Genomic DNA, 24,048 nt, shown 5'->3' on the forward strand with positions numbered 1-24,048 from the left:
CAAAGGAATGCAATGAAGTCACTGGTGCTGTTGAACGTCTTAGCGTTCTACGTTTTGCTGAGTGTGCAGTGCGTTGAAAAAGTTTTCGCGCAGAATTCTCAAATGTCAATCAAAGTGCAGGACACTTTCAAGCCAACTTTCCACGTTGAACCGCTTGTTCAAAGATACTCCGGCAGGCGCGGTGAAGTCATTCCGTTTCGCTTCAAAGTCGAATCATCAAGTCGTGACGCTGATCTGGAAATACTGCCGATTATGTTGCGTCAGGACCTCGATGGTAAAGTTTTGCATGTAGAAGGCAACACGGACCAGCAAATACTGCAACTTTCGACGCAAGGACGTGTTAGGATTCAGCGAGATACTCCTTATTTCATTGAAGGGTTGGTCAAAGTCCCAAGCGGAAATACCGATTTCTATTCGCTTGGAATTATGATTCGGGAAATTGGACAGGAAGATCCACTGGCGAATTCGAATACGAAGGCGAACGAAACAAAAGCCGGAATACGTTTCGTTACACAATACATTGTTCGCGTCGATTTGAACGTTGAGGGTGTTCCGGGAGAAGCTGCCACGGCGTTGAAGATTAATGAAGTTCGACTGGCTGCCGTCGATGGCTTGCCAAAACTTATTGCTATTGTCAGCAACGATACGCAATCGGCTTTCGAGTTTTCAATGAACGCACGGCTTTACAATTCACCTAGTGATCGGTCATTCAAGCGTCTTAGCCTTGCCATGCCAGTCCGAGAGTCGCTGACCGACGATTCGCGTACGATTGGTCGGTTGTTTCCAAAATCGGCGGTGCGCATGGGTTCGCTTGTTGAACAGGCTGTTCCAAGCGGCGAATACAAAGTGGATATAGAACTGATTGTTAACAATCGAATTATTCAGAGAAAAACATTTCCAGTTGTTGTCAATTCGCTAGATTTTCCAGCTCAAGAAGTTAAAACTGCGATGGTGGGAGATCGACTTTATTTGTCGCCTGGCCAAGTGGAACTTTCGCAAGCGCGAGGTGGTCAGCGACGGGCAACGTTGGAGTTCATCAACTCGAGCGATAAAGCTCAGACGCTTACGCTTGAGGCTAGCGACGGGAACGGCAACCCTATCAACGACATGATGATCCAACCATCGTCGTTTACGCTTGCCCCCAATAGCAGGCGCAAGATTTCTGCCACACTCCGCAGCAACCGCGAATCACCCGTCAAATTTATCTACGGAAAAATCGATGTCGCCAGTCGCATCGACAAAGAGGATTTTGATCGTAAAGGTGAAGTTCCTCTCGCCATCTTATTCGACAAATTGCCACCTGCCAAAATGCGGTTGGACATATTGCGTTGGGTGCATGATGCCGACAAGCCTGGCTTTCGCACTACGCTTTACAACGAAGGTGAATCGCATCACCCGGTCGATGCAAAACTCGTGATACTCTCGGAAGCAGGTCAGCGTTGGACAATGATGGCTGGCTTTGGACGCTGGATCAAACCGAACTCAGAACTCGAATTGGATTTTCCCCTACTGCAACAGCTGGGGCCCGGCAATTACGAGATCTACTGTGAGGTTTACACCGATGGCGAACCAGTAAAGACCCGACAATTAATTCAAGTAGGCAATGACGCCGTCTCTGGAAAATTGATCAAGAACGGACAATGAGATTGAGGAGTTTCGTTGAACTATGGCTCGGCAAACACTGGGGGCCTGCAACGCCATTCTTAGCTAGTTTCGTGTTAGCCACGTGGTTTGGGGACGCGACGACCAGCTGACGGTTTACCTTTTTTGCGTTGACGACCTACGTGCGATCGCTCCTCGTCAGCGTCTTGTTCTAAAGGCTGCCCAATCATGTCCTTGTATCGCAGGATTCTGTCACGCAGCGAAGCGGCACGCTCGAATTCAAGCGTTTCTGCGGCATGCAGCATTTCCTCTTCAAGGTTCTTAATAAACTCCTCGGTGATAATTTCTCCGGGAACTTCTTTTCTCACCAGTTCACGAACTTTCTTTCGCACGTCTGCGGCAGCTTGAATGCCCGCAGTAATATTTCGCCGCACAGTTTGTGGTGTAATTCCGTGTTCTTTGTTGTATTCCTCTTGTCGCCGACGTCGACGATCCGTTTCTTCGATGGCGTTTCGCATCGATTCAGTGATCGTGTCAGCGTACAGGATTACCTTCGAATTGACGTTTCGAGCGGCACGACCGATCGTCTGGACCAGCGAGGTCTCGCTGCGCAGAAATCCTTCCTTGTCGGCGTCTAGAATCGCGACCATGGAAACTTCGGGCAAATCGAGCCCTTCGCGGAGCAAGTTGACACCGACTAGCACATCACAGCGCCCTTCACGCAAATCTTTGAGTAGAGCAACGCGTTCAAAAGCGTCCAGTTCGCTGTGCAGCCAGCGACACTTAACATCGTTGTCCGACAGAAACGCCGATAGGTCTTCCGCAAGTCGTTTGGTCAGCGCTGTTACCAACACGCGGTCTCCCATCGCGGTCCGCTCGCGAATCTGTTGCAGAAGATGCACGACTTGACCGCGTGCAGGCACCACTTCGATGATCGGGTCCAGCAAGCCAGTTGGACGAATAATCTGTTCGACGACTTCGCCTTCGCTTTTTTCAAGTTCATAGGTGGCGGGCGTGGCAGATACGAAGATTGCTTGGTTGATCTTTGTTTCCCACTCTTCAAATTTCATCGGCCGATTGTCGAGCGCACAAGGTAAACGAAAGCCATGGTCAACAAGAGTTGTCTTGCGACTGCGGTCGCCGGCGTACATCGCTTTGATTTGCGGCGTCGTCACATGCGACTCGTCGACAAGCAGCAGGAAATCATCCGGGAAGAAATCGTAAAGAGTGTCAGGGGTAGCGCCAGGAGCCTTACCAGAAAGTGGTCGCGAGTAGTTTTCTACACCTGGGCAGTGCCCAACTTCCTGAAGCATTTCCATATCAAATCTGACACGCGCGTTCAATCGTTGAGCTTCTAGTAGCTTGCCTTCCGATTTGAATTTTTCGAGCTGTTCTTCCAGCTCTTTTCGTATGATCGCTATGGCATTCATCAGACGATCTTCAGGAGTCACAAAGTGTTTTGCAGGATAGATCGCTATGTCGCGAACGTTCTCCACCGACTGGCCGCTCACGGGGTTGATAATCGCGATCGATTCAATTTCGCTGCCCCACATTTCGATACGGTAAGCGAATTCTTCGTAACTAGGCCAGATTTCCAATGTGTCGCCGCGGACACGGAATCGACTTCGCTCAAATGCAATATCGTTCCGCTCGTACTGAATCTCGATCAGCTTTAGTAGGATATCGTCACGTTCGACGCGTTCACCGACAGCCAACGGCACGACCATCTTCTTGTAATCGGCTGGAGAGCCTAACCCGTAAATGCACGAAACGCTAGCAACGATCAATACATCAGGGCGTGACACCAAAGCGCTGGTTGCGGCAAGTCGCAAACGGTCGATCTCTTCGTTGATCGACGCATCTTTTTCAATGTAAATATCACGCTGCGGAATGTACGCTTCCGGCTGATAGTAGTCGTAATAGCTTACAAAGTAATGAACGGCGTTATGCGGAAAGAACTCTTTGAATTCAGCATAGAGCTGCGCTGCCAGTGTCTTGTTATGGCTCAGCACGAGAGTTGGTTTCTGCACAGCGGCGACAACGTTCGCCATCGTAAACGTCTTACCACTACCAGTAACCCCCATCAGTGTTTGATAACGCCGACCTTGGCGAATACCGTTGACGAGGGCTTCGATCGCTTGAGGTTGGTCGCCTGCCGGTTGAAAGCGACTATCGATCTGGAACTGCTTGCTCATTTAGACTCCTCCTTGTTCAACGCTTACACTTCCGAAGTAGGCACGGCGAGTCCAGTCGGAACTCGCCGTTGAAAGAGTCGAGCGGTTTTTAAGAAACGCGATTTAATCGACGCGTAATTGCTTCGCCAGGGAGTGGCAACACTTTAAATTCGGCTAACAAATCAGTGCGCAGGATATCTTCCGGCGAATCGGTTTCATCAGCCGCTTCGTACTGAACTATGTAAGCACCAATTTGAAGGTAGTTCTCGTCGTAGATTGGCGGCCAGAACACTTCCGCTTGATGCGCCAGCGTACGTGCCAGCAAACGAGTAGCTCTACCCGAAAAGCCGCTGAAAATCATCTCTAATCGACCAAGCGATTCGCGATAGATGTAGAACACTAAAGCAGCGTCTTGGCTGCGAGTGCCCCCGCCAGCGTACTGCCACTGTCCTTTGGCGTCTTCATAGTAGAGCCCAGGTTGATCTGCTTTTTCATTCTTACTTAGTTGCATACCCGCGCATGCAGACGGCGGATGCGGATCGTTTTCGCGGTATCGCAGGAAGAATGGAACGCTTCGATCGGTGGCCTTTTCCACATTGTCTTGCGGTACAAACGGTTCGCAACCGAATGCCGAACCGATAACAAGGTCAACGGCAGGATTGCTTTTCATACTGCCAAGGCACACAAAAGCTTTATCGCCGTCAACTTCGCCAAACGTTTCAAAGACCGACTTGGCGCTCTCTTGAACGACGGCGTCGGACATTGTTCCCGGACTCCAGACGAGCGACTGCTTGAGGTTTTCTAAACCCGTTGGCAATTCTCGAACTTTACCGCTTGCTTCAGCAGATATTGCCTTTGCCGTTCCGCCCAGAGTTGAGACGCCATTGAGCACCTCGCCGGCGAGAACCATGTCACTAGCGACAATCCAAGCTGTGTCGGCTTTGTCATCATCGGGTGGCTTGCGAACGCCCACGCAAATTTCAAGACGACGCCGCCGCGCCAGCAGCTCCCAAAAATTCTCAGGCTTGACGGCAAACAAAGCGCCAGGCAGTTCTTCGGGGGAAGCATATCCGTGCTCGATCAGGTAGTCGCACAAACGCGACAAAGCCTCGATCGGGATATATTTTGCTTCATTCTTTAGAAGCGCCGCTACTTGATGACGATCCAGGCCGGTGTATTCCACAATCGCTTTGATTGTCCCAGGCCGCTTGCGTCGGTCTGGGGTATGGCCAAGCAATTCAGCTAAACGAAACGCATATCGCATATTTTCGCATTCTTGAGGAGGCAGAGGAGTTTAACACTACGATCACAAGCCCTAGGCTCCGCCATTAAATAAGCCAAGTATCATTGCAGGTCGTTTGAAGTTCTTCCCATTAAGAGTACTAGCACTACTCTAGTCGCCAAGGGGGAAAGTTCGTACTTTTTGGCGTCGATCTTAACATTGTGCATGGATGCTCGGTGCTCGGTCAAGGGAGCCAAATAGAACATAACATATTTCGCGGTGGCTGTGTGCTACTTTATCTCGCAGCAATGACGCTGCCTACGCCTTTACTGGGTTTGCGTGGCATGGTTACCTTCAAAATCGCCATCAAAGTGCTCAATACTGACGTGCCATTGGTCACCTTATAAATTCTTACAGTTTTTCCGATTAGGTTGATTTCGACGCCTTTATGAAAACTGTCTACGGATCGTCCGTTTTTCAAAAATCACTCCAAGATCGCAAGTGGACTCGCGAATTAGCCCCTATGACCGTCACTTTTCAACGGTCTCCAGCGTGGTGAGTTCGCCATCGACCTGGATTTTTAAAGCGTTTGCCGTTGTTTAAATAGGGGAAGGCGAAAATGCTCAAAAAGCTTTTCATTGGTACTGCGATTATCGGAGGGACGAGTGTCCTGCTGCTTGGCTCTTCGGTCGCAAGCTATGTTCGGACAGGTGTTCATTCGATCCGACAAGAAGTAAAAAGTCAGATTCCGGTCGAAGTCGAAATCAAACGCTGCCGCGATATGATCCAACATATTACGCCAGAAATCACCGGCAACATGCATGTGATTGCCCGCGAGGAAGTAGAGATCGAGAAGCTCAAGGCCGAGGTTTTGTCCAAACGCGAAAAACTTACCAAGGCCAAGAGCCAAATCATTCGACTGCGTGATGACCTCTCGCAAAGCAAGCCGCACTATGTTTATGCTGGCCGCACTTACAGTGGCGTTCAAGTCCGTGATGATTTATCCGCCCGTTTTGCGTCCTTCAAGTCGCAAGAAAGCACGGTCGATCAGATGGAGAAGATTTTGATCGCTCGTGAACAAAAGTTAATGGCAGCTCGCAACAACTTGGATGAAATGTTGGCTGCAAAGCGTCAATTAGAGGTCGAAGTTGAAAATCTTGAAGCCCGGATGACAATGGTTCAAGTAGCGCAAACAAGTTCAGCCTTGTCGCTTGACTCAAGCCAGTTGAGCAAGACACGCGAGCTGCTCTCGGAAATTGCAACGCGTATCGATGTTGAAGAAAGGCTTGCTGGCAATGAAGGAATCGCCCTTGGCCTCATCCCGGTAGAAGAAGTTGAAGATACCGACGTGTTGGCGGAAATCGCAGCTTACTTCGACGGCAATACGACGACAAAAGCAGAAGTTATGGTCGACGCTAAATCGGGTGCAAGCTTAGAAAACATCGACGTCGAACTGTCGAATCTGTAAGATGCAGTCGATTCAACTTGTTTGTCTGCTAGTCAATTAAGAACTGCAGCTGGCGATACCGATTGTCAGCTGCTGATTCCCAAAGTGATACATCATTCGGAGAAGCACTGCGAAAGCGGTATGGTACGTTGAAGTTGGCTCGGGTGCGATTTTGTGGATTTGAGTTTGCGATGATAGCAATGACAACAAAACAAACGGACGACATTTGCCTGTGGATTGATGGTGTCGGCGGCTATGCGATGTGCGACGCTAGTAGTTTTGTGTTCGGATCGGCGATGGGGGCGGCGGACATTGACGCGGCCGTGTTTGCGGATATTCCGGCGAGAGTGTTTTCAATTGCAACCATCGATGAAACCACCTTGCTATATCCGACAACTGATGGCGTTCGAGTTGGGAAGCTGCTGATCGAGCGTCCGACGGTTATCAAGACGGGCGATGTGATCGATGTGCAAGGGAAGGTCGGATTGCTGTTTCGCAAACCGAACCCATACAGTCACACTGCGATGCTTACGCTTACAACGCGGCACCGCTGGAATCATCACGTCGACGGCGTCGTTTTGATGAGTCATTGCTGCCTGATTGGGAACTCGTCGCATGCTCATATCGTGAATCCGCATTCGGATCGCGAGTGGATGCTGACTCGTTCCGATGACCAGTGGGCTATTTCACCACGGACGGCTGCGGTTACAAAACAATCTTCAGCAAGAGTTTCCAAAGAAACGCTTGTGCCGATGAAGCGTTTTAAGGCCGAGGGGATTCAGCTGACTTTGTCGACTGAAACTCGCGTTTGTTAAGATTCCGACTGCCGATTTGCGGCACGTTTAATACAATTGAAATTGATTCTGAGTCCGTTGCCTAAATCGACTTGGTACATGTCTTCCGCCAAGTAAGCGAGAAAATCGATGATTATCACAAATGACTTGCGAAAAGACGCCGGTGGAGGCAAATCAGGTTTCTTCTGGTCGGCAGGAGATCAACCTCTGGAAGGTTATACGATCAAGCGTGGACTAGGGATCGGTGGTTTCGGCGAAGTTTATTTTGCAACGACGGCAGCCGGCAAAGAGGTCGCCATCAAACGCATCGTTCGCAATGCTCAGATCGAAGTCCGTGGAACTAAGCACTGCTTGAACTTGCGGCATCCAAATCTTGTGCAACTGTACGATGTACGCCAGATTGATGAAGATCAAGCTTGGATCGTCATGGAGTATATTGCCGGTCAAACTTTGCGTGATCTACTCGACGCAAATGTAAGCGGCTTAAATACCAACGAAGCGATGGAGCTGTTTGTGCAGTTGGCTTCTGGTGTTGCTTACCTGCATTCGCAAGGGATTGTACATCGCGACTTGAAGCCAGCTAACATCTTTTTGGAGTCGGGCTTTGTTAAGATTGGCGACTATGGACTTTCCAAGTTCATATCGGCTTCCAAACGGGCTGGCCAGACCGATAGCGTAGGTACCTTTCACTACATGGCACCGGAGATCTCGCGCGGGAACTACGGTAAAGAAATTGATATATACGCGCTTGGCGTCATCCTTTTTGAAATGCTGAGCGGCAAAGTTCCGTTCGATGGCGAAAGCGTTCAAGAGATCATTGTAAAGCACATGACGGCAGCGCCAGACATTCGGCAATTGCCGGAGCCATATGCGAGCGTGATCGCCAAGGCACTCGCAAAGAATCCTGCCGAGCGTCATAGCGACGTCGCCGAAATGTTGCAAGAATTGGGCGTGAAGAGCAATTCTCAAAAGCACTTCTCCGGTACAGATCAAGCGACTGCGCAAGAGAAGCGAGGGCAGCAATATAAGCCTGACCCGCGTTATGCTGCGAAATCCCCTGAGGCTGCTCGCTATGGGTACCAAGCCGCTGGCGAGTCCGCATTCAAATTTGAAGAACCCATTGCCGCAGCGGTTATCAAAGCGGTCCAAGACATGGCTCGATGGTGGAAGAACCTCGAAAGTTCGCCTGCCCAGGTCGGTGTGCTCGTAGGTCTAGCGTTTGTTATGGTCAATACCGCGAATTTTTGGTCAAGCATCGCGTATTGGACTGCGATTTTTTATCCGTCCTATTATTTCATCCGCTATTGGACTGCCAGTAAGAAATTTGCTGCGACTCGCGCGGCCTACCCGCCGCCTGTGCCTGGCAGCCCAGAGCAGTATAGGCAGACCGAACAAGCAATTTTCAATGCCTCCATGGCCGTGCCCGGCAGTCCGCTCAATTACCCGACACAAGCGTATCCGCCGACGCAGCCACTGCCGGTTGCGCCCTACGCTCCACCGGTGCGTCTGCCATTCAAAAAGTGGCAAGCTGCCCAGCGACATGTGCTTGCTGGTCGATCCGCCTGGGATCGGCTTGCCGAATGGACCGGAAGCGTCGTCGCCGCCGGCCTTACGACCACGGTACTCGCAATTATTGGCTGCTTGATCGTACTGGCAACAGGTACATTACCACTTGAGACGTTTCTACCGCTGAGCGTTTGGCTGGCGAGCGTCATCTGGGCATCTTCTGCCGTAATACTTCTCCTGAGCAAGCTCTGGGAAGGGAGAACAGAAGACTGGATAGGATTTCGTTTCACACAAATGACGCTTGGTTTGGCTGTAGGTTTGTTCGCCTACGGTATGGACAGCTATCTGTCCGTGCCTTGGAACGACGCGTACCGTTCTCTAGTGCTGCACGATGCCGAAGCGACAAATTCACGGATCGTTGAACATATTCAAGCGACCCAACACACCTTCAAAGGCTTCTTCGATGCGGGGCGACCAATGCTTCCAGCCTACCTCAGCTTCTTCGCCGTGTTATTTGGTGCGATTCGCTGGTGGCGTTTGGCCGATCGAGTTCGAAAACACCGCTTGAGCATCGCATCGACAGTGCTGGCAGTCGTGCTCTGTTTTTTCATCACGAATTTTCTCTACTTCCCGACACACTGGGCCGCAGCGCTAGCCGGATCGTTGGCGATCGTGCTGCAGATTTCATCGTACTACACCGGTTGGAATCGAAATCAAACTTATATCCAGACTTTTGTCGAGAGCCCGAAGTGATCACAGCGAATTGATCGCTATGACGTAAGTATCCTCTGAGGTAAAGAACTATGTGCGGCTGTACAACAAAAAAATCAGGTTTTCCATTTCTCATCGTTTTGCTCGTGTTTGGATGGGTTGGCGTGAATCGGTATCTTCATTCACACAATGTTGTGGATGAATTTGTTATGTCGGTGCAATCGCCAAAAAGCGAAGAAGGTGCGTACCATCTAGCAGGGCAAGACGTCAACGCCGCGAACGGATTCATACCGGTCGAAGAAGCGTTGGATGCCGAAGAAACGTCATCTGCGGAAAGTCAAGCCGCCGAAGCCTCGTCTTCGGAGGGGGCAGATGAAGTAGTTGCGCAAGAGCAAGTACTAGCGGAAGTGGAAGCAGAAGCAGAGGCTGTCGTTGTTGTTGAAGCCGCCGAAGCACAAGCCGAAGTCATCGACGAATCAGCTGGATTGGACTCAAGCGAACCTCGAACAGAAGAAGTCGTTGGTGAAGTTACCGACGAAACGATGCTCGACAACCCACTGCTTGAAGACTTGTCGAACCCACTTCTACCCAAAGACCGGCCAGACTGGATCGCTCGAGATACGACATCTGGGGAAGTTCATACGTTGAGTTTTGGTACTCTTCCTTGCGACAGTCAGGAAGCGTGCAACGACAATTTGAAAGCCGCCGCCTGGCAACGTTTTAGTGGCTATGCCCAACAGACGCTTGGCATATCTCCACAGGCGTTGAATCGTATTGATGGTCAGTGGGTGGTAGACAAACTGGTTGATAAAGACGCAAACTTTCTCGCCGCTCGTGACGTTGACAACGTTACAACTTACCAGCTATGGTCCAGAATTACCGTGGGACCTGAAGTCCGCCGCCAGATGCAAGAGTGGCAAAAGCAGCTAGAATGGAAGCAGCGGTCGTTGCGAGTTGCGCTATCGATGTTCACTATCATGGCTGCATGTGGAATACTGCATGTTGGTCTGCGAGCGCGAAGCGGACGCACTGGATAAGTAAATTTAGGCGCATGCCTCATCATTGAGAATTTGTACCAATGCCTGACGACACGTCTCCGCACTCTCACACGACTCGTCAGCAAAAAGCCGATTTGTTATGGCTGCAGCAAATTCGAGAGGGGGACGACAGCGCATGGCAGCTGCTGATCGATCAGTACGAAGGGCGGTTGCTCGCGTTTGCAACGTCCCGCGTCAACGATCGAAATACTTCAGAAGACATTGTCCAAGAGACATTTGTTGGCTTCTACCGCAGCTTGCCGAACTTTGACGGCTCAAGATCGATCGAAGCCTATCTGTATCAAATCTGTAGCTTCAAGATTACCGATCATCTTCGCAGAAGTGGACGTCGTCGCGCTCTTTCACTGCAACAACCAACTACTGGAGATTCGAGCTCTGGGATCGCTGTCGATCCCGTTGGCACGCTCCGAGTTGCCTCGTCGATCGCGCGCAGCAACGAACGTCAGCGTTTTGAAACTCAAGCAATTCTGGATGTACTGATCGACCAGATCGAAAAATGGAAATCGAAGGGCGATTATCAGAAGCTGATGTGTATTGAAATGCTGATAGTGTGTGGAACATCAAATAAAGAAGTCGCAGCCAGACTGAACCTCAGCGAGCAACAAGTCGCGAATTACAAAGCAGATTTTCTGACTCGAACGAAGACGCTTCTATCGCGTTTGGAGCTCTCGAAAGAGATCTTTCCCGATCTGTTTAGTAACGGATGACTTCGCCGGAGAGAGTGGTTTGCCAATGCCCGTTCGGATCGCGAATGATCAAGGCCCCCCTTTCATCGATACCCAAACATTCGCCTTCGATGGTTGCATTCGCTGCGCGAACTTCGATCCATCGTCCTAGCAAAAAGCAATTTCTCTCCCAGTTTGCATTGAGGTTCATATTCGAAACGCTCAAATCGCGCAAGGTAACCTGCAAGCAATCAAGGACCTTTGTCAGTACGCTCGTAGTCAGTTCCTGACTGGAGTAGGCCAAATTGTGCTTAAGATGGTGACGGATGCTTGTCGCACGCTTCGCAACTGCTTCATCTTTTGCCATTAGATCAACGTCGCAATTGATACCGATGCCAATTACGAAAATGGTTTCGTTTATCGCTGCAGGGCGGACTGACTCAATTAAAATCCCGGCTACTTTCGCTCCGCTGATGAATACGTCGTTGGGCCATTTTACTTTGACGTCACCCTTCACGAATAATCGAGTCGCCTCTGCAACGGCCAATCCCGTTATCAGTGGCAAAGTTGCGAGCAATTCACTGGGAATAGGTGTAATATCATCCGGCGTCCAGGCGATGGAAAATGTAAGAGAATTCTGATCGCTTAGCCAACTCTTCGAATTCCGACCGCGACCAGCCGTCTGCTCGTGAGCAACCACAAGCCATGGGAGCTTTATAGAACCGGCTGTTGATTCAACTTCTCGCTTGATGAATGAGTTCGTTGAATCTACGGTGTCCAGCACAGTTATAGTGGGCGGCCAGTCTCGCTTCACGGTACATTCGCCGAACTGACAGGAGTGGGCCAACGCGGACTGCTGACGTGCGCGTCGTTCATGTACGCAACCGCTTGTGTGACTATTTCCGGGAATAGTGAAGCGACGTTCTTAGTTTCTCCAATGTCGTCTGCGAGGTTATACAGCTCGACCTCGCCAGTTAACATCGGTTCGCGAATCGCTTTCCAGTTACCAAAACGAACCGATTGACGCGAGCCTTGTTCATAGAACTCGAAGTAAAGATACTCGTGTTCTTCCTGGGCCGCACTTACGTTATCGTAAACTTGATCACCAAGTAACGTTGGAGCGATGGAAATACTATCGATTGGACCATTTGGAACGATCGAAGGTCCGCCTGCTAGTTCGGCAAAGGTTTGGAAAAAATCACCACTGTAGCCGATATGGTTAGAGACTGTGCCTGGAGCAATCATGCCTGGCCAAGCAGCAATCATTGGGACGCGAATGCCACCTTCGTACAAAGCACGCTTTATTCCGCGCAAAGGGCCTGACGGATTAAACAGTTCCAGTTGATGGCTTGATTCGTTGTGGGGACCATTGTCACTCGTGAAAACTACGAGCGTGTTTTCCGCCAGACCAAGTCGTTTAAGCTGGTCAACGATTCGTCCGACTGCTTCATCCATGCGGGTTATCATAGCCGCATGTTGCTTTGAGTTTTCTGACCAGCCACTTCTATCATCGTACATCGACCAGTCAGGTACTTCGGCGCCGTTTCCAATCATGCGATTCGCTTCGTTATTTCCATGGGGAGCTGTTAGCGCGAGGTAGAGAAAGAAAGGTTCAGAGCGTGGACGGGTTATAAAACCTATTGCTTGATCAACGAAAAGATCCTGAGAATACTGCAGCTTTTCTGTTGCATAACCGCCGCCGATATCGCCAAGCTCAGGGGTCGCGAATGTGACCTTGTTCTGCAACAGAAGCGGCTCAAACCCGTCATACAGGTAGGTCGGGTAGTAGTTGTGCGCGTGAACTTGATTCAGGTAGCCAAAAAATCGGTCAAAGCCTTGTCGCAGCGGATGCCCTGGTTGATCGAGTTCTCCAAGTCCCCATTTTCCGATACATGCCGTCGCATATCCACGCTCTTTCAAACATTCGGCCAGCGTGTAATCTTCATCCGTCAACGATTGTGCGATCGAATTTGACCGCGGCGCATTGCCTCGAACGGTAGCATGGCCGTTGTGCCTCCCCGTCATTAAAGTGCATCGCGACGGCGCACAAACTGTTGCGCCTGCATAAAACTGAGTGAAGCTCATACCTCTGGCTGCGAGTTCATCGATGCGCGGAGTTCGAATTAATTGTTGGCCATAGTGGCCAAGCTCGCCAAAGCCCAAGTCATCGGCCATAATCAATATGATATTCGGCTTGGGCGGTACAAGCGTTGTGGCAATCGCTTGCGCGTGAACTACTCGATGTTCGTGAACCACCAGCAGAAGAGTTAGGCTCAACCAAATTCTTAAGCAAAGCTTGGAGTGGAAATGTCGCATAGGATTGACTTGGTAGAAGTTCAGGACGTTCGAACGCGCGTCATTGAATAAGTGAAGTAGGTCGTGAGTAATGGCTTGTTCAGCCAACATTTAGTCATCGTGCAGTTTCAGACCGTAGGTTGGTTCTTCATGCCGAACATTGTAGACCAACCATCGCCCGTCGACGCGATAGAGCGTAAGTTCCACATATCGCAGGATCTTTTGCACCGAACCGCTGTAATTAACATCGACGGCGACATTAATCTTGACCACGGCATGATCATAGGGGGCTGATCCTTTGAAATCGATCTCGTGCACGCGCGTTATGCGTGCCTGGGAAAAGACCAAAGACTCTGCACGGCCTGCGAGCTCGCGAATATTGTTACTGGCAGCCGGATGTATCTTTGCTTTCACGCGATCCAACTGGTTGGCCTCTAATTCGCTCGCAGTCGCGTTTAACCAACGTAGAAGTTTCTCGTTCTCCGTCTCAATCGAATTGCCGAGAACAAATAAAATAACAGTCAAAAGTAAGGCGCTCAACCCAAGGTATAGTGCTGCCTTGTTCGCCGTTTGCAACCAACCCCATAGGATGATCAACGACACAAAAATGCCGACGACTCCAACGACAAACGGATGTTCTAGAATGGAGTCGAACATGATTCACCACTGAGAAAAGAATCGATTTAGCACACGGCGATGACCTTGTGAAGGCGATCTCATTATACGCGATCTAGCTACGAAGAGGGGCGTCCCAGCTTCACGAGGCGGGGCCAAAAGAAAACAGGCGAGCATGTGATGCTCGCCTGAGTGTGTGGTTATCATCCCAGCTTAATTTTGGAGCGGGTTGAAGTTGAAATCCCCTCCCGGTGGGGGCGAGAATGATGGAGCGTTCGCGGCGTTCTTGTTTTGGATCAAATCACCGAACTCGATTCGCAGTTTCTGATATTGGCTCTCGCCGATAACGTAGTACCACTCGGCAAATCTTGCGTTAAGCTCCGCAACTCGCTTCTTCGCTGCTTCCAGCATTTCGTCGCGTTCGTCAATCTTTCTTTGATTGGCCTTCGTGATCTTTTCCTGCACCGCTTGCAGTCGTTCTTGTTTTTCTTCAGCGGTTTCTTCTTGCGATGGCTCTGCCGCAGGAGCAGCGTCAGCAGCAGGTGTAGCTTCAGCTTCACCGGCAACGTCGGCAGCTGGCGTGTCTGCGGGAACTTCGCTTACTGCCGGGGCCTCTTCGGCTTGAAAAGCAACGAACTTTGTAGAATCGCGATTTCCGGTTCGGCTCTGAGGTTGCGATTCAGGTGTCGTGCTTTCTTCCGCCGGAGAAGAATCTTCATCGACTGTAGCAGGATCTAAAGCTGGCTCTACTGTGTCAGAGGCAGGTTCATCCACAGATGACTCCGTAGCGGCATCATCTCCATTCGACTCGGCGCCCTCTTCTGGTTGGGCTGTCTGAGCAGTATCCTCGGCTTCAGTGCCGGTTTCCGTCTGTTCTGGTTGCGGGGCGGCGGGGACAGCGGATGCAGCGGCTGCTCTGTCCATTTCTTCAAGCTCTTCAACTGATTGTGGAACTTCTTCAAGCACCACTTCAGGGATCATCGACTCATCGACTTTTGTAGTTACAAGCAAGAATCGGCTGATATCTAAAATATCGCTTGCGGTAGAATCCGCCTCGGTCGACTCTTCGCCTTCCTCAGCACCCTCAGATTTGATTTTTGCATTGGTCGTGTTACCAAACCGCAGCAAGTACTGAACGCCATCCTGCAAACTCACCAACAGTTCACCCGACGAAGCGTAAAGTTCGGTACTACCATCTGGAGCGGGCTGAGGAAAAAAGCCCTTCGTAACCAACGATTGGATACTAGCCGTGTCTTTCAGCAATGCTTGGTCGGCCTTCAAGTCGGCGGCAAGCCCCACAGGTTTACGCGCCACGTCGACCAATTGCAACGAATCGAGCGCGGTTTTAATCGTATCGAGCTGTTTGCTATTCAGTTCTTCATCTGCAGCCAATTCACGCGGCTCTTCAACGCCTCCGGTGTAATTGATGATTTTTTCCGGCTGCCATTTCCCGTCGGCCGTGTCGAACCGCACAATTGCTTCGAATTCGCGGCTCATTTGGCCGCCTTGTGCCGTCCGGATAATGTCATAATCGCGGATGTCTAACTTCCGGACGTCGGTACTGCTGAGCTTCAAGAGGTCTTTATCGATCCATTGCTTGAAGTCTGTGCTGAATGATTTGGCGTCGACTTCCGCGACATAGATCTGGTCATTCGTCGAGATGCGAACGTAACGCTGAGTCTCCGAATCCTTAACCTTCTTGCCAATCACCAAGTCGGCGATTCGTTCGCCGTTCTCGTCTTGCATTCGAACCAGCTGGCCGACGCCGACATCACCAACACTCAATTTTTCTGCATTTGGTTCCAGGACTCCGAACAGCTTTTGGTCTTCAGGCAGCGAGGATGCGAGGGCCAATATTTTGACACCAATCAACGCGTTCGCCGCATTGCTCATCTGGTCTTCGGCATCGGCAGGATACGAATCGTGCGAAGGCAGCGTCCACAACCCGCTCTTGCGATCGCGAGTTACTTCAAACTGTTCAAGCTGCCCCAAGTCCTGATCGTAGTTTACGATTTTCAACGTGGCCACATCCAGCGGTTTCGTAAAGTTAGGAAAGAGTACTTCCCCAACACGTTCCTCTGCCACTTGTTCGATGTTGGAAGTCGTCGGAGTTTCTGTTACGTACGCAAGCAATGAGAGTACGGCAGCAGCTCCAGCAAAAATTCCGGTCTTGCTAATTTCGTTCACAGTTCAAATCTCAAATCGAATTGGGTTTTTGTTTAACAACAAATTGGATCAACGAACGACTACTTCAAACGCGTTTTACTAATGCCTTCGCGTTCACGTAGACGACGCGATACGAAAACCGCGATGCCGACCAAAAGAGGTGGAATTGGCGGAATAAATACGGCTAACATCTTATAGTAGTTTTGAATGTCTCGAATCTGACGATCGGTCTGCGCTTCCACTTTCGCAATTTGTTCGTCGCGTTCCCGCTCCAAGCTTTCCTTGCGAACGTCCAATTTTCGCTGTAGCGTTGCAGCCGTTGTTTGGAGCTGTTGTGCCGCTAGCTGCAATGCTTTCTGCTGGTCGACAGTTGCAACACCTTTGGATTGCAGGTCGGTTAGTTTCTTGCGAAACTCTTCTTCTGCCTTGGTTGCTTCGGCTTCGGCAGCTTGAACTTCCTGTTTGTATTTTTCGCTGAACGCCTGGCTCTGCTCCGTTGCCGCTTGTCGAGCTGCATCAGACTCTTGCTCTACAAGGCGTAAGGTCGTATAGCTTGGAACGTGACGACGAACTTTCGGATAATCGAGTTCACCAGTGAGAACGTCGATGATGTTCAAAACAAACGACACGTTCTGCATCCGGAAATTGATATCGCCGTAAGCATCGGGCTGATTTCGAATGCTTACAAACACATCAGACATGCAGTCGGCGTCGGTAACGTAAACAACATTAATCGGCTTGGCAGTCGGCTCGGCGGTTTTCGTTTCGCCTTCCGCAGCTTCATCGGTCTTTGAATCTGCGCTATCCCCTGAACCTGCAGTTGCACCTTTGATAAGTACCGCAATGTTTTGACCGCCGATTGCGGGGCCTTCCGCCATGCGAATTCTTTCAAAGTCGGAAGTTCTCGCGTTCACGTCGTCAAAGGGAACCAAGCCTGACTGATCTGATGTTACCGCCAGGGGCAAAATGTCGAGAGTAGCATCATCTTGCGGTCGAACTGCACCCGCATAAAGAAACATCAGTTCTTCAAGCCCAGCGGTAATCTCGCTTTGCTCGGACAATAGATCGCTTTCAGCCGTGTCGTCGCGAATAAAGATCCACTGGTTTGTTGCTTGCTGTAAGTTCTTCAGCATCGGATATGGGTTGTAACGCTGCCAAACCAAATCGGGATTGATGCTGCCGGTCATACTAGGCTTGCCGGGAATATCGATTTGCAATGTCTTCCATAACGCACGGATGTCACCTTTCGGAACAGGTTGTCCGCCGCCGAACATGGGGTTACCAGCTTGTTTGGGTTCTCCAGTGCCAGGCAAACCGGGAAATGCAACTGGCATGGGATCTTCGAAGATCGCCGTTGGAAGCCCGCCAGCGACTGCCGCGACAAAATTTTCCATTTGGTCTGGGTTAAGCGACGAAGGCTGAACGGCCAGCATGCAAGCGTACTGTTCAATATCAATTGGGCTACTCGCGTCGACTTCTACCAACTCATACTGCTTTTCCAAGTCGGTCATGATTTGTTGACGAGCCACCTGCCGCATCGCTGTCATATCGATGCCACCCATCACTTGCACATCGGTCTTAAGTACAGCCAGTTTCTTCCGCACGGGTCGGCTAACAGTATTAAGAGCTTGCACCAACTGATATTCAACCGGCACACCAAGCTCAAAGAATGGCACAACGACCTTTTCCAAACCGCTTCGGAAGGCAGCTCCCAGTAGGATCGGTCGATCCGCTAGCACGCCTCGTTCGCGGACTTGGACTGTTCGTGGTTCGATGCCGAATTGTTCCTTCGCCATCTCTTCGTCTTCACTGCGGCGTTCGATATCGCCGTTGATCCGCACTTCGATTGGCACCGCGTTTCGGCTGGCCGTCGACGCAAATTCTTTTAGCAGCGAGATGACTTCATATTTAACCTTGGCATATTGTTCGGGCATTTCCGCCGACAGAAAAGCATCAACTACGATGGTTCTTTCTGCTTCAAGTTCGCGAATCATCTTCCGTGTCGTATCAGAAAGCGAGCTCACTTGTCCTTCCGTAGCGTCGACTCGCACCAAGTCAAAATTGCGTAGTAGCTCACTACCAGCAACCACCACGACAGCAATCAACGCAGCGCGGCCAAGGTAGTGGAAGAACATCACGTGTCCGTCTTTCCCGCCGCTCCAATGACGTCGACCGACCAATACCATACATAGATAAAGTCCAAACGCGGCGATCAAGGTAAAGAAGATGATCGAAGCAGAACTGAGCACACCGCGTCCAAAATTGTCGAACTGTTCGAGTAGCGAAAAATTCTTGAGCCAACGGGAAGCGACATTGTTTGGCGCGATGACATCTGACTGTTGAGCGAAAGCAAGCGGGGCATTGAATAGTGCGCCAAGGATAAAACCGACAGTTAGATTGCTGGTTAGGAACGATGCGATCATGCCGATCGAAATCATCGCCAATCCAATAAACCAATAGCCAAGGTAGTTGACGAAGAAGAGTCCCGTATCGACTTCGCCCATCGTCAACGACAACAAGACGATGAATGTCGAGATCTGCGAGAAGAGCAGAGAGGTCGTAAAGATCGAAACCGCCGCAGTGTATTTACCCATGACGATATCGAAATCATCTGCTGGCAATGTTAGCAATAATTCGTCGGTGCCTTGTCGCTTTTCTTCCGCCCAGATACTCATCGTAATCGCGGGAATAAAGAAAAGCATAATATAGACGAACCACTTGTTAAGCTGCCCAAGCGATCCAATGTTATCGCTGAAAAACGCGTGCGGCCAGAACGCGGCCATACTCGTCAACAGGACGAACAAGCAAAGGAAGACATAGCCAGTTGGGTTGGCAAAGTAACCCAAAAAGTTCCGCTTGAGTACAGCGTACGCAGCGCGGCGCCCGGCGGCGAGCAACAGTACTAGACCAAGCAAGAGAGCTAAAAAGAAGATGTCGTAGCAGACCAGCTTAAGTATTGCGAACCAAACCATTTTCGAAACGTTCTTAAGTAATAACTAGATTATTCGGATGTCCAAAACGCCGCGGTCGATTTAAATGAAGGCTTGCCGCTGCATGCGACCCTGCCCTTGTAAACGCGGCCATTCATAACCACTAATTTGACTAAACTGGGGCGGTGGTCAATTGGTGAAATGCTTCAGCCAAATCGCCTTGGACCGCGCGCAAATCGTCGACGCTGCCCTCAAAGACTTTACGGCCTTCGTTGATCATGATGACTCTGGATGCCATCGCTTCGACTTCTTGCAAGATGTGCGTCGATAGTAGAATTGTCTTCGTCTCTCGCAACTTATTCATTGTTGCGCGAACTTCTCGAATCTGATTTGGATCCAAACCTGCCGTAGGTTCGTCCAAGATCAATACGTCAGGCTCATGCAACAATGCTTGGGCCATTCCGACTCTCTGCCGAAAGCCTTTGGATAGTTTGCTGATTGCCTTGTGCACTACCGACGTCAAATCGCAAAGTTCGATGACTGCATCGATTCTTTCGCGTTTATAGCCTGCATCCATTCCACGGGCGTCAGCGAAAAAGTTCAGCATGCTCGTCGGTGTCATGTCAGGATAGAGCGGTCCGTTCTCAGGGAGATATCCTAACCGCTTGGAACCGGCGATGCGGTCGTTGTACATGTCGTGGCCCGCGATGCGGGCGTTGCCTTCACTGGGAGCCAAATACCCTGTGAGCATCTTCATTGTGGTGCTTTTGCCAGCACCGTTCGGACCGAGAAACGCCACCAGCTCGCCTTCCGATACCACAAAGCTAATATCGCGAGCCGCAGCAAAAGGGCCATAGAACTTGGAAAGCCCGATCGCCTCGATCATTGGCTTTCTACCGCTATCCGACTCCATCTTGATTGAATCCCTCAGTTAAAATGACGCGGAAAGTGTTTTCATCCAGTTTGAATGGCGAAAGTTTAGCGATTTAAACCGGCTTTGCCAGTGCCGAAGGCGATACCTGTTGCCATCAGTGCCTCATTTGGGTTGCCCATCGCTAATTTCTGGTTACGCAAGCTTTCCGGCCCAGGTTCACGGCGCCGCGGTTCTGGAAAATCCGGTTCTGACGCCTTTTTCGACTCGCTCGAATTTACAAAGCTAACATTTGAACAGGTTTGCAGCGAGCTCGCGATTTTACTTGCTCGGCACCGAGACATGACCTACTTTTCCCCGTTCACACCCTATTTTTGGCAGCACGATCTCCGGCAAGCCAGCCCGGGTGCATTTCACATACATCTGCCGCTTCATCATGCAGCCCTATCAGATTCGCCAAACTAACTCTTGGATGCCCGCCCTGTCACATTTGGTCGACGGCATCGCAATCGTTTCCACTGCTTACCTCGCACAGTACCTTTCCTACCAAGATTTCCATTCGGCGACTTGGTCGACGGCCGTGGTTACGATCCTTGCGTTCTTCGTATGCGGAGAATTGTTCGGCATCTACCGTACATCGCGTGTGGTCAGTACAGAAATGGAACTGGCGATGGTGGCGAGCGCTTGGTTCTGCTCGCTTTCATTCACGGCGATTTTGGGCTTCTTCTTGCGCGTCGCAGAATCCTATTCACGCACTAGCGCCGCGATTTGGTTCGTGTCTGGCTGCCTGTTCTTGATGTGGTTCCGCATGTTGACACGCGCTGTCGTAGAATTCGCGTTTGGTCGCGGTATCGGCACCAAACGTACTGCTATTGCCGGGACGGGAGACCTTGCGATCCATGTTGCCAAGTCTGCGAGCGAAGCGGGCGGGAATGGATTTAAGATCGTGGGCTTCTACGATGACCGCGATGACAACCGTCGAAAGATGCTTCCTGAAAATCTGCCTCCATACGTAGGCAAACTGAACGAGTTAGTCGCTGCAGCTCGTGCGGGCGAAATCGACACTGTGCTGATCACGCTGCCGATGCGCGCTGAAAGTCGAATCCAACATCTGCTGACCGAACTAGGCGACACGACCGCTTCGGTATATATCGTCCCAGACTTTTTCGTGTTCGAATTGCTGCATTCGCGCTGGACCGATTTCGGCGGCTTGCCGGTAGTTAGTGTTTTCGAAACACCGATTTACGGTGTCGACGGCTGGGTCAAACGAGGTTTTGATTTTATACTCGCGGCTCTAGCCATCGTTTTGTTAAGCCCACTCCTGGCTGCCTGCGCAGTGGCAGTGAAACTGTCTTCGCCTGGACCAGTCATCTTTCGACAAAAGCGATACGGTTTAGACGGTCGAGAGATCTTGGTTTGGAAGTTTCGCTCGATGACAACTTGTGACAACGGCCCGGTGGTGGTTCAAGCAACTCGGAATGATCCGCGTGTTACCAAAGTTGGTGCGTTTTTAAGACGCACTTCGCTGGACGAGCTACCACAGCTTTTCAACGTCCTTTTTGGCAGTATGTCGTTGGTCGGTCCTCGTCCTCACGCAACCGCTCACAATGAACAATTCCGCAAGCTTATCCGCGGCTACATGATGCGTCACAAAGTCCGGCCCGGCATTACAGGCTTGGCCCAGGTCTTCGGATCTCGAGGCGAGACCGATACGATTGAAAAGATGCAGGATCGGATCGACTTTGATCATCGCTATCTGCGAGAGTGGTCACTGTGGATGGACATTCGGATCTTGTTCCGCACCGTTCGTGTTTTGTGGAAGCACGAAGCATATTAAGCGGATAGGACGGCGCATCGTATCGCCCACGCGCATCGTAGCTGGCTTCGCCTAGAAGCCGGTGGCGTAGTGGGAACCGCAGCGAACTTCACTCGCGTTTTAGGCGAACGCAGCTACGGAAGAGATCGCGAGCGCATCGCCCAAGCGCATCGTAGCTGGCTTCGCCTAGAAGCCGGTGGCGTAATGGGAACCGCAGCGAACTTCACCCGCGTTCTAGGCGAACGCAGCTACGGAAGAGATCGCGAGCGCATTGATGCTGCCTCCAACTAGATCTCGTAATCCAGATCCTGGCTCTTGGGCGATTTGTTGCTTTCGTAACCAGGGCAACGTTTCTCAGCCAAAATCGCATATGCCTTTTCCAGTGCCTGAATCGTGCTTAAGTAGATCTCTTGCGCTTCAAAGAACAGATGTTCCGTGCCGATGACTTGGTCAAGCCCCACATTCTTCATCGCCGAATAGAGGTCTGGGCGTACACCGGAAAACAGAATCACAACGCCTCTCTTCTGCAAACGGTGCACCCACTTCTCTATCAACTCCAAGCACATCGCGTCCGGATTACGCAGTCGCTTCATACGTAGCATGACTACGCAAACTTGGTCGCCCGACTCCTGTTCAATCTGTTCTAATTGTTTTTCAAATTGCGGACCGCAGCCAAAGAAGAGCTCACCTTCAAAGTTGTAGATTCGCAAATACTCACTGTGTGGATCACTCGCTTTCAACTCTCGAATTTTTCGATCTTTGGTGATCGTCAACTCGCTCATCCAAATCTGAGCCGCCCTCGGAACGTACAGCAAGAACGAAAGCAAAACCCCAATCAAGATGCAAAACTCGATCGAGATAAAGACCGCCGACAAAGCGGTCGCAAGTACGATGATCCGATCAAACGTCGTTGCCTTCCAGTGGTAACGCAGCGCACCATACTCAACCATCCGAAACGCAGTCAGAATCAAAACGCCGGCAAGAGCTGACTTGGGTACGTACGCCGCGAATGGACCTAGAATCAGAATCGTAATACCGACGGCAACGGCGCAGATAACGCCAGACCACTGCGTGACAGCGCCAGCGGCATGGTTGATGTAAGAACGAGTAAGTGAGCCCGAGCCTGGGAAGCATTGGAAAAAGCTGCCCGTCATGTTTGCTACGCCTTCACTCAGGCACTGCTGGTTGATATCCAGTTTTTGCCCCGTCTTGTTCGCAAGCGATTTTGCCATCGCAATTGCTTCCAGCAACCCTAAAAACGCAATCGCCGTCGCACTACCAGCCAGCTGCGTGATCAACGTAAAATCGAGCATCGGCAAACTAAAGCTTGGCAATGTAGTCGGGACGGTACCTACCAACGCGATGCCACTACCTTCCGCATTCAAGCCTAGTGCGTAAACAGTAAACCCTGCGGCGATGATACCTAACAAGAGCTCGGGCAAGCCCATTTTCCAACGTCGGTTTAACCAACGGCAGAAAATTACAACGAAAATGGTCAACACTGCTAAACCAGCCGTCGGCCAATGAATCGGTCCCCCAAACCACATCGTTTCGCCAAAACGCTTCAAGAAGTGATCATGCGGATCGGCCTTGTAGTTGAATCCAACCACGTTTTTAATCTGATCAAGCAGCAGGAGGATGGAAGCTCCGCAAGTAAAACCAACAATTACACCTGTGGATATGAAACGCGAGAGATCGCCGAGCCGAAACAGAGTGATCGCAACTTGAATCAGCCCAATCACCAACGCCATCATGAAGGCAGCTGGGATTCGCTGGTCTTCTGGAACGACCGCCAATGCACTTAGCATTGCAATCGAAATTGCATTGGTTGGCCCATTGATCAGGTGTCGCGAGCCATTCAGCAGCGAACCTACGGCGGTCATGACGATTGCTGTGTACAACCCATACTGGACCGGCATGCCGAAGATCGTCGCGTAGGCCATCGCTTGCGGAACGGCGACGGCGGCGACAGTGAGACCAGCGAACAGATCGCGGCGAAATGATAGCCAACTATACGTTCGCAATTCGCCTATCGCAGGCACCCACTTCGACAGCGTTGCCAAGCCGAACGACGACCGGGAATCTTCAGAAATCATGTTGTTTGCCCACGGTGTTCCATACCGAATGATTGCATCTTTGCACTGCCAAGCAAACAGCAATATTTCATAAGTGAGTT

16 protein-coding genes are annotated in these 24,048 nt (G+C 50.8%); 7 read left to right on the plus strand and 9 right to left on the minus strand.

What is annotated here, in order from left to right; all coding sequences use genetic code 11:
• The first annotated feature begins 12 nt into the window (after positions 1 to 12).
• Positions 13 to 1,644 carry a hypothetical protein gene (locus tag SH451x_RS05775; protein ID WP_479361494.1) on the plus strand — a complete coding sequence of 544 codons (1,632 nt, stop codon included), beginning with the start codon at positions 13 to 15 and terminating at the stop codon, positions 1,642 to 1,644.
• A 74-nt stretch (positions 1,645 to 1,718) separates the two neighbouring features.
• Here SH451x_RS05775 and uvrB read toward each other — a convergent pair whose 3' ends face one another.
• Together uvrB and SH451x_RS05785 are read right to left on the minus strand one after the other, a co-directional pair.
• Entirely contained in the window at positions 1,719 to 3,797 is a 2,079-nt protein-coding gene (uvrB, locus tag SH451x_RS05780; RefSeq protein WP_479361495.1) for an excinuclease ABC subunit UvrB, read from the minus strand.
• A gap of 88 nt (positions 3,798 to 3,885) precedes the next feature.
• Positions 3,886 to 5,040 (minus strand): helix-turn-helix domain-containing protein, encoded by a 1,155-nt coding sequence (locus SH451x_RS05785; protein WP_479361496.1) that lies wholly within the window; start codon positions 5,038 to 5,040, stop codon positions 3,886 to 3,888.
• Between the two features lie 577 nt (positions 5,041 to 5,617).
• Between SH451x_RS05785 and SH451x_RS05790 the strand changes: the two genes are divergently transcribed.
• From SH451x_RS05790 to SH451x_RS05810, 5 genes are all read left to right on the plus strand, one after another.
• Complete coding sequence (locus SH451x_RS05790; protein WP_479361497.1) at positions 5,618 to 6,466, plus strand: hypothetical protein; 849 nt, start codon at positions 5,618 to 5,620, stop codon at positions 6,464 to 6,466.
• Between the two features lie 179 nt (positions 6,467 to 6,645).
• The gene (locus tag SH451x_RS05795) at positions 6,646 to 7,260 is read left to right on the plus strand and encodes a hypothetical protein (RefSeq protein WP_479361498.1); all 615 of its coding nucleotides are present in this window, start codon (positions 6,646 to 6,648) and stop codon (positions 7,258 to 7,260) included.
• A gap of 108 nt (positions 7,261 to 7,368) precedes the next feature.
• The gene (locus tag SH451x_RS05800; RefSeq protein WP_479361499.1) at positions 7,369 to 9,498 is read left to right on the plus strand and encodes a serine/threonine-protein kinase; all 2,130 of its coding nucleotides are present in this window, start codon (positions 7,369 to 7,371) and stop codon (positions 9,496 to 9,498) included.
• A gap of 50 nt (positions 9,499 to 9,548) precedes the next feature.
• The gene (locus SH451x_RS05805; RefSeq protein WP_479361500.1) at positions 9,549 to 10,493 is read left to right on the plus strand and encodes a hypothetical protein; all 945 of its coding nucleotides are present in this window, start codon (positions 9,549 to 9,551) and stop codon (positions 10,491 to 10,493) included.
• Between the two features lie 41 nt (positions 10,494 to 10,534).
• A complete protein-coding gene (locus SH451x_RS05810) occupies positions 10,535 to 11,221 on the plus strand; it encodes an RNA polymerase sigma factor (protein WP_479361501.1) in 687 nt (228 codons plus the stop codon).
• Here SH451x_RS05810 and SH451x_RS05815 read toward each other — a convergent pair.
• The 6 genes from SH451x_RS05815 to SH451x_RS05840 form a co-directional block, all read right to left on the minus strand.
• The gene (locus tag SH451x_RS05815; protein ID WP_479361502.1) at positions 11,208 to 11,993 is read right to left on the minus strand and encodes a biotin--[acetyl-CoA-carboxylase] ligase; all 786 of its coding nucleotides are present in this window, start codon (positions 11,991 to 11,993) and stop codon (positions 11,208 to 11,210) included. The two genes, SH451x_RS05810 and SH451x_RS05815, sit on opposite strands and share 14 nt — an antisense overlap.
• Positions 11,990 to 13,585, minus strand: coding sequence for an arylsulfatase (locus SH451x_RS05820; RefSeq protein ID WP_479361503.1), 1,596 nt, complete (start codon positions 13,583 to 13,585; stop codon positions 11,990 to 11,992). The genes SH451x_RS05815 and SH451x_RS05820 overlap by 4 nt, the downstream gene beginning before the upstream one ends.
• The gene (locus SH451x_RS05825; protein ID WP_479361504.1) at positions 13,586 to 14,131 is read right to left on the minus strand and encodes a hypothetical protein; all 546 of its coding nucleotides are present in this window, start codon (positions 14,129 to 14,131) and stop codon (positions 13,586 to 13,588) included.
• 171 nt (positions 14,132 to 14,302) lie between these two features.
• Positions 14,303 to 16,276: a DUF4340 domain-containing protein gene (locus SH451x_RS05830; RefSeq protein WP_479361505.1), complete on the minus strand. Its 1,974-nt coding sequence runs from the start codon at positions 16,274 to 16,276 to the stop codon at positions 14,303 to 14,305.
• 59 nt (positions 16,277 to 16,335) lie between these two features.
• Entirely contained in the window at positions 16,336 to 19,227 is a 2,892-nt protein-coding gene (locus SH451x_RS05835) for a Gldg family protein (RefSeq protein ID WP_479361506.1), read from the minus strand.
• Between the two features lie 130 nt (positions 19,228 to 19,357).
• Positions 19,358 to 20,098, minus strand: coding sequence for an ABC transporter ATP-binding protein (locus tag SH451x_RS05840; protein WP_479361507.1), 741 nt, complete (start codon positions 20,096 to 20,098; stop codon positions 19,358 to 19,360).
• 364 nt (positions 20,099 to 20,462) lie between these two features.
• On the opposite strand from SH451x_RS05840, the gene SH451x_RS05845 reads away from it, so the two are divergent.
• Positions 20,463 to 21,893 carry an undecaprenyl-phosphate glucose phosphotransferase gene (locus tag SH451x_RS05845; RefSeq protein ID WP_479361508.1) on the plus strand — a complete coding sequence of 477 codons (1,431 nt, stop codon included), beginning with the start codon at positions 20,463 to 20,465 and terminating at the stop codon, positions 21,891 to 21,893.
• A gap of 266 nt (positions 21,894 to 22,159) precedes the next feature.
• Here SH451x_RS05845 and SH451x_RS05850 read toward each other — a convergent pair whose 3' ends face one another.
• The gene (locus tag SH451x_RS05850) at positions 22,160 to 23,968 is read right to left on the minus strand and encodes a SulP family inorganic anion transporter (protein ID WP_479361509.1); all 1,809 of its coding nucleotides are present in this window, start codon (positions 23,966 to 23,968) and stop codon (positions 22,160 to 22,162) included.
• Between the last annotated feature and the right edge of the window lie 80 nt (positions 23,969 to 24,048).

This window comes from Njordella aestuarii, assembly GCF_056494165.1.

Coding starts and splice junctions, on each gene's coding strand:
- SH451x_RS05775 (WP_479361494.1), top strand. CDS start 13: ATGAAGTCACTGGTGCTGTTGAACGTCTTAGCGTTCTACGTTTTGCTG.
- uvrB (WP_479361495.1), bottom strand. CDS start 3,797: ATGAGCAAGCAGTTCCAGATCGATAGTCGCTTTCAACCGGCAGGCGAC.
- SH451x_RS05785 (WP_479361496.1), bottom strand. CDS start 5,040: ATGCGATATGCGTTTCGTTTAGCTGAATTGCTTGGCCATACCCCAGAC.
- SH451x_RS05790 (WP_479361497.1), top strand. CDS start 5,618: ATGCTCAAAAAGCTTTTCATTGGTACTGCGATTATCGGAGGGACGAGT.
- SH451x_RS05795 (WP_479361498.1), top strand. CDS start 6,646: ATGACAACAAAACAAACGGACGACATTTGCCTGTGGATTGATGGTGTC.
- SH451x_RS05800 (WP_479361499.1), top strand. CDS start 7,369: ATGATTATCACAAATGACTTGCGAAAAGACGCCGGTGGAGGCAAATCA.
- SH451x_RS05805 (WP_479361500.1), top strand. CDS start 9,549: ATGTGCGGCTGTACAACAAAAAAATCAGGTTTTCCATTTCTCATCGTT.
- SH451x_RS05810 (WP_479361501.1), top strand. CDS start 10,535: ATGCCTGACGACACGTCTCCGCACTCTCACACGACTCGTCAGCAAAAA.
- SH451x_RS05820 (WP_479361503.1), bottom strand. CDS start 13,585: ATGTTGGCTGAACAAGCCATTACTCACGACCTACTTCACTTATTCAAT.
- SH451x_RS05825 (WP_479361504.1), bottom strand. CDS start 14,131: ATGTTCGACTCCATTCTAGAACATCCGTTTGTCGTTGGAGTCGTCGGC.
- SH451x_RS05835 (WP_479361506.1), bottom strand. CDS start 19,227: ATGGTTTGGTTCGCAATACTTAAGCTGGTCTGCTACGACATCTTCTTT.
- SH451x_RS05840 (WP_479361507.1), bottom strand. CDS start 20,098: ATGGAGTCGGATAGCGGTAGAAAGCCAATGATCGAGGCGATCGGGCTT.
- SH451x_RS05850 (WP_479361509.1), bottom strand. CDS start 23,968: ATGATTTCTGAAGATTCCCGGTCGTCGTTCGGCTTGGCAACGCTGTCG.